The organism is Erwinia papayae (genome assembly GCF_058241465.1).
The window spans coordinates 849,420-860,548 of record NZ_JBZCHT010000009.1 but is presented as its reverse complement, the minus strand read 5'-3'; the positions used below and the strand labels follow the sequence as shown (position 1 = coordinate 860,548).

Sequence of the window (11,129 nt, the reverse complement as noted above, 5' to 3'; positions counted from 1 at the left end):
TAGATGATTGAAATTTATGTTATTTTTTATTTAACAAAGAGGATAATAATTAATCATTAAAAACGATGCGATAATAAGATGTTTTTTCAGGGGGCTGATATTTCCGTTCTGCTTAAAATATAACCTTTGACATGCCTGGCATTACCCGCCAGGCATGGCCACTATTTCAAATATCGACCCTGGAAAATATTCAGAAGTCCGCTTTCAGAACCACACGGTAATTAGCTTTACCCGCACGGACATGCTCCAGAGCATCATTGATGCGGGACATCGGGAAATATTCCACCCGGGGAGCAATTTCTGCGCGAGATGCCAGTTTCAGCAGTGTGCGCAGTTGCCCCGGCGAGCCGGTTGATGACCCCGTGACGGCTTTGTCACCCATAATCAGGTCAAAGGCGGACACCTGGAATGGCTTCATCACTGCGCCGACGGTGTGAAACCTGCCCTTCGGCGCCAGTGCGTCGAAATAAGGTTTCCAGTCAAGATCAACGGCGACGGTGCTCAGGATCAAATCAAAGCGCCCTGCCAGCTTTTTCAATGCTTCCGGGTCGCGACTATTGACGACTTCATCAGCGCCCATATCAAGAATGGATTGCTTTTTATCGGGCGTGGAGCTGAATGCCACGACCTCAGCACCCATTGCGCGCAATATTTTTATCGCAATATGACCAAGGCCGCCGATGCCAATAACGCCAACACGGCTGGTCGCGGTAATGTTACTCATCAACAGGGGTTTAAATACCGTAATGCCGCCACACAGCAGTGGACCGGCCGTCGCAGCATCCAGTTTTTCCGGGAGTGGGATCACCCACTGCCAGTCGGCACGCAGTTTCTGCGCGAAACCGCCATGGTTAAGAATGGTGGGAATAGCGCCGTTTTCACAGTTGACCTGTTCACCGTTGATGCAGGGATCACAGTGTTGGCAGCTTTTTGCCATCCAGCCGATACCCACCCGCTGGCCCACTGACAGCCCTTTGTTTTGCGCCGCTGAACCCAGTGAAGCAACGCGACCAATCACCTCATGTCCGGCAATGGTGGGATACTGAGAAATTCCCCACTCGTTATCAATCATCGACAGGTCAGAATGGCAGACGCCGCAATACTCAACTTCAACCTCAACTTCTTCTGCTGCCAGCTCTGCGGCTTCATATTCATACAGTTCCAGAGCCTGACCTGGTTGCATAGCGGCGTAGCTTTTAATTTTCATCCTTTACCTCATTCTGGTTAACAGTCCTGAAAGAGTGTAGCAAACTCCCCTCTTCCCCCTGTTAACCTGACGAGGCATCGATCGGTTGAAATGTTGCAAAGTGTAATTAAGCGAGTGTCCTGGTCGGAATAATATTCTCAGCCACCAGATGCTCAGTCACATGGCCAATAGCCTCCACCACCTGCGCGGAGTTATTCTGAATATCCATGATCACACTTCCAGCTTCCCGAACCAGCGACACGCCCTGATCTGCACGTGACAGATTGGCAGAAATATTTTTCTGTGCCAGCGCAGCCAGTTGCTGGTTATGCTCAACCACTTCAGAGATCTCCTGCGAGGCCGTATTGATATTCGCAGCCAGACTTCTTACTTCATTAGCCACAACCGCAAAGCTGCGGCCATGCGTACCGGCGCGTGCCGCTTCTACCGCAGCGTTTAACGCCAGCAAATTCGTCTGATTAGCGATCCTTTTAATCGTTTCCACTATCTGACCAATCTGCGCCGACTGTGAACTGAGGTCATTAATGCCGGCAGAGACATTACGCAGCTCAACGGCGATTTCATTCATCTTGCTGACGCTGTTCTCGATCACGCCTACACCCACCCGGGTATTCTGGCTGGTCTCAAGCGCGGCTTTATAGGCATGTTCTGCCGCCTCGCGCTCCTGCCGGTTCTTAACCACCTGGGTGGTCACATCGGTGGCAAATTTCACCACTTCATACAGCTGGCCGTTCTCATCAAAGACAGGATTGTAGGTTGCCCGCAGCCAGATGGTGTTGCCCCTGCTGTCAACACGCTCAAACTGACCGGAAACAAAGTCTCCGTGCCGCAACTTTTGCCAGAACTGATGATACTCAGTGCTATTGTAAACTTCCGGAGAACAAAACATGCGATGATGTTTTCCCAGCACTTCTTCAATCCGGTAGCCGGTGGTTTTCAGAAAATTATCATTAACACGTAATACTTCGCCATTGAGGTTAAATGCTATCACCGCCATGGAACGGTCAATGGCATTGGTCATCCCTTTCTGTTGCTGTGCGGCAAGCGTGCGCGCGGTGATATCAGAAGCCAGTCCAACGATCTTAATGACTTTGCCATTGTGATTACGTATCGGGACATAATTCGCTTCAAACCAGATTTTTTTGCCTTCTTTGGTCAGACGTAAAAATTTATCACTGAAACTCTCACCACGGGCCAGACGCTGCCAGAATCGGGTATATTCGGGCGAGGCAAGCACCTGCTCCGGACAGAAGATACGATGATGCTGCCCGACAATCTCATCCAACTGATAACCCATTTTTTGCAAAAAAAGGGCATTGGCATTGAGCACGACGCCCTCAGGCGTCAGTTCCATTATTGCCATGGCACTGTGAATAGAACTCTGTGTGGTACGACAGAGTGTGTTGGATCTGAAAAATCTCTTGAAGAAACCTGACCGATTGAAAATGCGCATATCGTAACCTTACTGTTATGTTTTTATGTTGTTCGCACGATGAAGATTATCGGCAGGCATGGAGAAAAAATTATGATTTTTTTTCACTAAAACCACGGGATACCGCCCTTTGCAGCCAGTAATCTGCTGCGCAATGTGGGTGAAAAAAACTTTTTTTCATAAGATTAAGTTATTTCAGGCAATCCGGCGTTAAGCCGTTCAGAGTAATCAGAGCTAAAGCAGGCGGGCAAATAGCTGTCAGCCGCCTTCTGTTGATATTACAGGAGATTTTTTGTCATCCGATTGCGAAAGCAATCACCAGTTTAGCCCCTTATTTCGTCATTTGATTTAAGTCCACTGGACTACAGTATAAATAAATTCGCTTCAGATCGTTTCAAGCACCCCTGACATCTGACAAAAGGTCCTTTTTGCGTGGCTAAATTATTTTTACGCAGCGGAAGTCTGGATGCGGTTCTGCCCCTTGGAGAAAACGGGCAGCCTGTTTACCTGTCGGCCCTGCAATTGCGCGAGACACTGCGCCTGAGGAAACAGCAACATATTGCTGACTGCCTCGCTATCCCTCAACCTGATGACGCCGGAAACCGCCTGGACTGGTATGCGCCCATTGGCGGTAAAGTTACTTCCTGGGCTGCGGCCAGCGACAGTGCCCGCAACCATGCCCTCAATCAGCTGGTCGCCTGCCAGCAGGTGGTGGCAGAGATGTGTCAGCGGGCACAGCAGTCGGAAAAAAGTAATCAGAAGTTATTTGGCGCCCTGCTGGCAAAAGCCCTGCAGTTTCCGGACCAGAACTTTGTTTATCTGGTGGACGGCAAGCCGGTTTTAACCTTCTGGGGCTTCGTCAGCCTGGATAAAAAATCCCGCCAGGACTCGCTGGATTGTCTGCGTAAAGTGGAAGAAGACCATCCACCGTTGAGCCTCTCTAAACTGGCCGTTGCGGTCCCCCCTCCGCCTGCTGCCGCACCGCCGCTCCCCGAACCTGTTACGGTGACCGTGGTGGAGGAGATGCAGACGCAGCCTGAAGCTGAGCAGGCGATGCCGGCACCAGAACCCGCTCCGGTTGTACAAAAAGTCGTGGTGCCAGCAACATCCCGTCCGCTGCTTCGCTATGGCTGGATAATGGTCCGCTGCTGCGTCTGAATTTTAACGCCCTGAGTGGTAAATACATGCTGCCGGTTGCCACCGGTGGCACTCCTGAAGTCGTTAAGCCTGAATCCAGCTTTTCTCTGGAACAGTCGCTGACCCTGCTGAACGGTATCTGGTTACCGCTGCCCTTCTTTCGTTTTAATCCGCCGCGTACTTTTATCGGCGGACCGGATAACTGGGCCAGAGTGCAGGTTGTTGCGCTGGATAAACCTGATGCCAACGGCCACAGTCACCGCGTCTGCCTGGCATTCGAAACCCGCGTCTGGCCGGAAGGTGAAGATGAGTCACTGGCGCTGAACAGCAGCGATGCCCAATCCGGCGTCAGCTTTGTGCTGGCTCACCACAGTGACGAGCTGGGCGAATTTCTCGACCATACGTGGGTTGATGGCTGGCTGCGTGAAGTCTTCAGTCAGCAGGCGTCGGAGATTGAACAGCGTCCTCAGGTCAATATTCGTACCGCTCTTCGCGAATTTGAATATCAGGCTCACTATCTGAACATTCTGCATATGCTGGGGCATCAGCTGTCGCTACCCGAGCTGAAAATCAGCGCCGCTAACCCTTCCTCCCCGGCCATTCCGGTTGATTTGATTCTTGATGTCGGTAATTCGCACACCTGCGGCATTATGGTTGAAGACCATGTCGATGATCATCATGGTCTCAGGCACACCTATGAGCTGCACCTGCGTAACCTGAGTGCTCCCCACCTCGTCTATAACGAACTGTTTGAAAGCCGGGTTGAGTTTGCGCAGGCAAGCTTTGGCAAACAAAACTTTTCAGTGGAAAGTGGTCGTGACGATGCCTTTATCTGGTCTTCCATCACCCGTGTTGGTCGCGAAGCCAGCCAGCTGGCGCTGCAACGTCTGGGAACCGAAGGCGCCACCGGGATCTCCAGTCCGCGCCGCTATCTGTGGGATGAAGAGAGCTTCACCCCCGGCTGGCGCTTCAGCCGGACGCCCGGTAACGCAGCTGATGAACCCATTGCCACCGCCATGCCGCTGACCAACCTGGTCGATGATGAAGGCCAGCCGCTGTATAACCAGCCGCTGGAAGAGAGGCTGCCGGTTTTTTCTGCCCACTACAGTCGCAGCGCGGTGATGAGCTTTATGCTCTCGGAACTGCTGGCCCAGGCGCTGATGCAGATGAACAGCCCCGCTCAACGGCAAAAGATGCTGCACAGCAGCGCCCCGCGCCAGCTGCGTAACATTATTCTGACGTTGCCGTCGGCGATGCCAAAACCTGAACGGGAGATTTTCCGGCGACGGATGCAGGAAGCCATTGCGCTGGTGTGGAAAGCGATGGGCTGGCACCCGGCTGATGATGATTTCACCAGCGACCAGGACAAAGCCAAAAGCCTGATGCCCGTCCCTGACGTGCAGATGGAGTGGGATGAAGCGACCTGTGGCCAGATGGTCTATTTGTACAATGAAACGCAGGTTAATTTTGGCGGACGCGCAGAAGCCTTCTTCAGCAGTATGGCGCGTCCCGATCGCCCGCGCGCCGCAGATGAACCGGCGGGGAAAACGCTTCGTATTGCCTCAATCGATATTGGCGGCGGCACCACCGATCTGGCCATTACCCAGTACCGGCTGGACGATGGTCAGGGCAACAACGTAAAAATCATGCCCCGGCTGCTGTTTCGTGAAGGCTTCAAACTGGCCGGTGACGACATTCTGCTCGATGTTATCCAGCTGTATGTGTTGCCGGCGTTGCAGGCTGCCCTTAAGCAGGCGGGCGCGGGCAATGCGGAAGCGGTGATGACCAGGCTGTTCGGCGCTGAGGGTCGCCTCGGCGGTCAGTCCACCCTGCGCCAACAGGCAACACTGCAACTCTTTATTCCACTGGGGCAGGCTATTCTTGAAGCCTATGAGCGCTTTGACCCGCTGGATCTGAATGCCGAAGTTGAAGCGCTGTTTGCTGAACTGCTGCCGCAGGCACCCACGCCGAAGCTGCTTGATTATCTCAATCGCGAGATCCAGCGGGAGCTGCCGAATGACGCTGAATCCTTTGATATTCTGCGCGTGCCGTTGATCGTCAGCCTGAGCAAGCTGCACAGCGCTTTTCTCTCACCACAGATGAACATTACGCAAAGTCTGCGCTCCATGTCCGAGGTGGTCGCCGTCTATGACTGTGACGTGCTGTTACTGACCGGTCGCCCTTCACGCTTTCCAGGTATCCAGGCGTTGTTCCGCCATTTACAACCGTTGCCGGTCAGTCGGATTTTGTCGCTGGACGGTTATCACACCAATGACTGGTATCCTTTTAATAAGCAGGGACGTATTGAGAATCCGAAATCCACTGCGGCCGTCGGCGCCATGCTGTGTCTTCTGTCGCTGGATCTGCGACTGGCCAACTTCTGGTTTAAAGCCGGTGATTTCCAACCCTATTCCACTATCCGCTATCTGGGGATGCTCGACGGTAACGGCTCGCTCAGCAGTGAGAACGTCTGGTACAGCGATATCGATCTTGACGACAACCAGTTCAGCCTGGATTCCCGCCAGCGGTTCCAGGTTCGGGGAGCGCTGACGCTGGGGTTCAGACAACTGGATAACGACCGCTGGCCTGCCTCACCACTCTACAGCCTGTCGATTGCCGATCCGCAGCTGGCACGCCGCGTGGCAGGCGATAAGGTGCTGAAAATCAGGCTGGCGATAGTCAGCACCGCCGCCAGTGGTGCGGAACGATTTGAAATTGCCGAGGCCAGCCTTGATGATGGTACGCTGGTTCCTTTACATCACCTGCGGCTCAGGCTGAATACGTTAGCCAGCGGTGGATCAGGATTAACCCATTATTGGATTGACAGTGGGAGCGTATACAAGAAATGAAAGCGTTGACGCCTAAGCAGTTATCAGGCCAGTTCGGCAAAAAACTGGATACGCTGGCAAAAAGTATTGGCGGGGCGATCGACTGGCTGGAGAGCGCACGCCACAGCGCACCCCGTCTGGAGATGGAGGCCGACCGTCTGCGTATACGTCTGATGCGTCAGCGTAACCACGCGGGCAATCTGGCGAGTGCGGCGGCAAAAGAGTCTGCGATAGGATTTTTTGGACTGTCGCAGGCGGGAAAGTCTTACCTGATCTCCGCGCTGGCCGCCAGTGATAAAGGCCGGATGGAGATTGCCCTTGGCAACGCCACGCTGGATTTCCGCCAGCTCAACCCTCAGCAACACACCGGTAGCATGGTGCTGCGTATCAGCGGTCAACAGACGCGCGTTGATAATGAATGAGCGCGCGCAGGTCATGCTGAACGGGCGTATCGCGACAACTCTCCGTCCATGCCGTCAGGGCTTCCGGCAACTTTTCCAGATGCAAAAGCGTATCGACATGCGACTGGAGCAAAGGCGTCACGTCGGCAGAGTGATTGCGAAGCGTTTCGCTCAGCTCAGCAGTGCGGTCTCTGGCGGTGCAGAGAAAAGCGCTGAATTTCGCACTGGGCGGCATTCCAGCTGAATTCCCGGCCAGGCCAGTAGGATCCGTATGAATCAACGCCAGAAGGTCCGGTACACCCTGCACCTTCTGGTGTGATTGATCAGCCATCTGACTGACTGACTGCTGCATCCGCGCCGTGGTCAGATCGGTGCAGGCCTGAGACAGCGGCTTATATGAAGCATGTGACGCCGGGGTATGCGCCAGCTGGCTGGTACAGCGGTCAATCGTCTCCTTCAGCACCTGTTGCTGCTCGTTGCCCAGCCAGTGTCCGTTCGGCTCACCCAGCGCCGCTTCTGACAGCTGACCTGCGAGTTCGGCAATGGCGGGAAATGACTGGGGCACTTTCTCGAGCTCCCGCTGAAAGGTATGCAGCAGGCTGGTGCAATCCTGCGCCGACGCCGTGGAGGAGCGTCCGAACGCCGTACTCAGTTTACCTGACGCGACAAAAGCCCTTGTGCGTGCCTGCCGCGACAATTGCGCATCACTTTTATCAATTGCGCCGGAACTGCCGGAACTACCGGAAGCCACTGGCATACAGGAGTGAGAGGCGCGCGCGATCTGAGCTGGATTCATTAGTTTTTCCTATAGTTTGCCTGAATGAGAGGGCTGAGTGGTGAGGTGCCTGGCGAGGTTCCCTTCTGCAGATGAAATGCCGAATGATTCAGACAGATTGAATGTTAAGGTAATCTGTTACCAAAAAGCCCTGCTTTGATTGTGACTATCTGCAGGCCTGTCATTTATGGAGGAATACTGATGGCTTTGACAAAAGAGAAAACAGGAAAATCGCTTCTCCCGTTACTGACCCTCGTGGTGATGTTGCTTATCCCCGTACCTGATGGTATGCCACCCCAGGCCTGGCACTATTTTGCCGTGTTTGTGGCGATGATTGTCGGCATGATTCTGGAGCCCATTCCGGCTACGGCAATCAGTTTCATGGCGGTCACCCTTTGCGTTATCGGCGGCAGATTTCTGCTGTTTGATGCTGATGAACTGGCAAATCCGGATTTTGATGCCAGCAGCCAGGCACTGAAATGGGGGCTGGCCGGTTTTTCCAGCCCGACGGTATGGCTGGTGTTTGGCGCGTTTATCTTCGCGCTGGGCTATGAGGTGAGCGGGCTGGGGCGTCGTATCGCGCTCTTTCTGGTCAAATTTATGGGTAAGCGCACGCTGACCCTGGGTTATGCCATAGTGATTATCGATATCCTGCTGGCCCCCTTTACGCCCTCCAACACCGCCCGCACCGGCGGTACTGTCTTTCCGGTGATTAAAAATCTGCCGCCGCTGTTTAACTCTTATCCCAACGATTCCTCTTCCCGCCGCATTGGCGGTTACCTGATGTGGATGATGGTGATCGGCACCAGCATCAGCTCCTCAATGTTTGTCACCGGCGCGGCACCCAATGTGCTCGGCCTGGAGTTTGCCAGTAAAGTTGCCGGTGTCCATATCAGCTGGCTGCACTGGTTTCTGGCTTTTCTGCCGGTGGGGATCATTTTACTGCTCGTCTCGCCCGCACTGGTCTGGCTGTTGTATAAACCGGGGACCACACAGAGTACGGAAGTCGCGGCCTGGGCAGCTGAGGAACTGAAAAGACTTGGACGGCTCACCCACAAAGAGATAACCCTGATTGGTCTGGTGCTGCTCAGCCTGGCGCTGTGGGTGCTGGGCGGCAAGCTTATCAGTGCCACCGCCGTTGCCCTGCTGGCCGTGGCATTAATGCTGGCCCTGCGCGTGGTGCACTGGAAAGAGGTAACCCGCTACAGCAGCGCCTGGAATACGCTGGTCAACCTGGCCACGCTGGTGGTGATGGCAAATGGCCTGACCCGTTCCGGATTTATTGACTGGTTTTCTGCCACCATGAGCCGACATCTGGAAGGTTTTTCGCCCCAGGGAACCGTCATCGTGCTGGTACTGGTGTTCTACTTTTCCCATTACCTGTTTGCCAGCCTCTCTGCCCATACTGCCACCCTGTTGCCGGTTATTCTGGCGCTGGGCAAAAGTATCCCCGGCGTGCCAGTGGAACATCTCAGCCTGTTGCTGGTGTTATCGATTGGCATTATGGGTTGCCTGACGCCTTACGCAACCGGCCCCGGGGTGATTATTTATGGCTGTGGCTATGTAAAATCAAAGGATTACTGGCGGCTGGGGGCCATCTTTGGGGTGATTTTCATCAGCATCCTGTTGCTGGTTGGCTGGCCTGTGCTGGCTGTCTGGTATTGAGATACTCTGAGCGGCCTGTTTACCGCCGCTCCGCTGTCATTTCCCCACAATGAATAACTTTTTGTGCCTTATTAATAACCAGCTATTTCAGTGTAGACGAGATCTTTGGTTATTTACCCAGCAACACATTGATTACTATCATAAAAATATAAGATTTTCTGAACAAAATTAATCATTGAGATGCAGAGTGAAAAGCCATATATTGGGCGCGCTTTTTTACATGGGCAGTTCTACTAATTCATTTATTCAACTGCGGCGTTAGTGACAACCCGCGGTTGTAGGAGAGATATGATGACGGATAAAGTCCGTATTGATACTTTAGGTGCGATTTCCTCAAATGGTAACAACGAATCCTATTTAGCCAGACAGGCTGAATTCGAGTCGAATGTCAGAAGCTATCCACGTAAATTGCCGTTAGCAATTGCCAAAGCTCAGGGCGTCTGGATCACCGACGTTGAGAATAATCAATATCTTGATTGCCTGGCCGGTGCGGGAACGCTGGCGCTTGGACATAACCATCCTGATGTACTGCAAAGCATCCAGAGTGTCATTACCAGCGGCTTGCCGTTACATACTCTTGACCTGACCACGCCGTTGAAAGACCGCTTCTCTGAGTACCTGCTCTCTTTATTACCCGGCCAGGGCAAGGAGTATTGCCTGCAATTCACCGGGCCTTCCGGAGCCGATGCGGTGGAAGCCGCGCTGAAGCTGGCTAAAAAATACACCGGCCGCTCTGGCATCATCAGCTTCTCCGGCGGCTACCACGGTATGACCCACGGTGCGCTGGCGGTAACCGGTAATCTGGGACCTAAAGAAGCCGTTGATGGCATGATGCCTGAAGTGCAGTTTATGCCTTACCCGCATCAGTACCGTTGCCCGCTGGGTATCGGTGGCGACGCGGGGGTGAAAGCCCTGGCTTACTATTTCGAAAATCTGATCAACGATGTTGAGAGCGGTGTACGTAAGCCTGCGGCGGTGATCCTGGAAGCGCTACAGGGTGAAGGCGGAGCCAACCCGGCCCCGGCAGAATGGCTGCAACGTATCCGCAAAGTCACCCGCGAGCATGGTATCGTGCTGATCCTCGATGAGGTGCAGGCGGGCTTCTGCCGGACAGGTAAACAGTTCGCCTTTGAACACGCCGGTATTGAACCAGACATTATTGTGATGTCCAAAGCCGTGGGTGGCAGCCTGCCACTGGCTGTACTGGGGATCAAAAAAGAGATCGACGTCTGGTCTCCGGGTCATCACACCGGCACCTTCCGCGGCAATCAGCTGGCGATGGCTACCGGCCTGACCACTCTGAAGTACCTGAAGGACAATAATATTGCCGATAAAGTGGCTGCGCAGGGCGAATGGCTGAAAGGCAGACTTAATGAGATGCAGAAACGCTTCCCGGTGCTTGGCCACGTACGTGGTCTGGGGCTGATGATCGGCATTGAAATTGTCAAACCTCATGAAGCCGCCGATCACCTGGGAAGCTACCCCGGCGATCCGGAACTTTCTGCGTTGTTGCAGAAAAAATGCTTTGAAGCCGGTCTGATCCTTGAGCGTGGCGGCCGCAACGGTAACGTACTGCGCCTGCTGCCCTCTCTGCTGATCACCAATGAAGAGCTGGGGATCTTTATGGATAAACTGGAACAGGCCCTGATTGCCGCCGGCATTAAGCCCGTCTGAGTGGAGTAAG

7 protein-coding genes and 1 pseudogene are annotated in these 11,129 nt (G+C 53.7%); 5 read left to right on the top strand and 3 right to left on the bottom strand.

Translation table 11 applies throughout. The features are described from left to right. Positions 1 to 190: 190 nt before the first annotated feature. Both ahr and AC3RPL_RS08760 read right to left on the bottom strand, forming a co-directional pair. Complete coding sequence (gene ahr / locus AC3RPL_RS08765; protein WP_490739684.1) at positions 191 to 1,207, bottom strand: NADPH-dependent aldehyde reductase Ahr; 1,017 nt, start codon at positions 1,205 to 1,207, stop codon at positions 191 to 193. A 106-nt stretch (positions 1,208 to 1,313) separates the two neighbouring features. Next, complete coding sequence (locus AC3RPL_RS08760) at positions 1,314 to 2,660, bottom strand: methyl-accepting chemotaxis protein (protein WP_367167238.1); 1,347 nt, start codon at positions 2,658 to 2,660, stop codon at positions 1,314 to 1,316. A gap of 411 nt (positions 2,661 to 3,071) precedes the next feature. On the opposite strand from AC3RPL_RS08760, the pseudogene AC3RPL_RS08755 reads away from it, so the two are divergent. The 3 genes and pseudogenes from AC3RPL_RS08755 to AC3RPL_RS08745 form a co-directional block, all read left to right on the top strand. Further along, positions 3,072 to 3,779 (top strand): annotated as a pseudogene (locus AC3RPL_RS08755) (SrfA family protein); the annotation flags it as partial. A 44-nt stretch (positions 3,780 to 3,823) separates the two neighbouring features. Continuing rightward, a complete protein-coding gene (locus AC3RPL_RS08750; protein ID WP_490739683.1) occupies positions 3,824 to 6,625 on the top strand; it encodes a virulence factor SrfB in 2,802 nt (933 codons plus the stop codon). Next, positions 6,622 to 7,026, top strand: coding sequence for a virulence factor SrfC family protein (locus tag AC3RPL_RS08745; protein WP_490739682.1), 405 nt, complete (start codon positions 6,622 to 6,624; stop codon positions 7,024 to 7,026). The genes AC3RPL_RS08750 and AC3RPL_RS08745 overlap by 4 nt, the downstream gene beginning before the upstream one ends. Here AC3RPL_RS08745 and AC3RPL_RS08740 read toward each other — a convergent pair. After that, a complete protein-coding gene (locus tag AC3RPL_RS08740; protein ID WP_490739681.1) occupies positions 6,992 to 7,801 on the bottom strand; it encodes a HopW family type III effector protein in 810 nt (269 codons plus the stop codon). The genes AC3RPL_RS08745 and AC3RPL_RS08740 overlap by 35 nt on opposite strands. Before the next feature lie 180 nt (positions 7,802 to 7,981). On the opposite strand from AC3RPL_RS08740, the gene AC3RPL_RS08735 reads away from it, so the two are divergent. Further along, on the top strand, positions 7,982 to 9,445 hold the full coding sequence (locus AC3RPL_RS08735; protein ID WP_490739680.1) for an anion permease: 1,464 nt from the start codon (positions 7,982 to 7,984) through the stop codon (positions 9,443 to 9,445). A gap of 288 nt (positions 9,446 to 9,733) precedes the next feature. Continuing rightward, positions 9,734 to 11,119: a diaminobutyrate--2-oxoglutarate transaminase gene (locus AC3RPL_RS08730; protein ID WP_490739679.1), complete on the top strand. Its 1,386-nt coding sequence runs from the start codon at positions 9,734 to 9,736 to the stop codon at positions 11,117 to 11,119. Positions 11,120 to 11,129: the final 10 nt, after the last annotated feature.

Excerpts from the sequence above, each read along its gene's own strand:
- ahr (WP_490739684.1), bottom strand. The coding sequence starts at position 1,207 with ATGAAAATTAAAAGCTACGCCGCTATGCAACCAGGTCAGGCTCTGGAA.
- AC3RPL_RS08760 (WP_367167238.1), bottom strand. The coding sequence starts at position 2,660 with ATGCGCATTTTCAATCGGTCAGGTTTCTTCAAGAGATTTTTCAGATCC.
- AC3RPL_RS08750 (WP_490739683.1), top strand. The coding sequence starts at position 3,824 with ATGCTGCCGGTTGCCACCGGTGGCACTCCTGAAGTCGTTAAGCCTGAA.
- AC3RPL_RS08745 (WP_490739682.1), top strand. The coding sequence starts at position 6,622 with ATGAAAGCGTTGACGCCTAAGCAGTTATCAGGCCAGTTCGGCAAAAAA.
- AC3RPL_RS08740 (WP_490739681.1), bottom strand. The coding sequence starts at position 7,801 with ATGAATCCAGCTCAGATCGCGCGCGCCTCTCACTCCTGTATGCCAGTG.
- AC3RPL_RS08735 (WP_490739680.1), top strand. The coding sequence starts at position 7,982 with ATGGCTTTGACAAAAGAGAAAACAGGAAAATCGCTTCTCCCGTTACTG.
- AC3RPL_RS08730 (WP_490739679.1), top strand. The coding sequence starts at position 9,734 with ATGATGACGGATAAAGTCCGTATTGATACTTTAGGTGCGATTTCCTCA.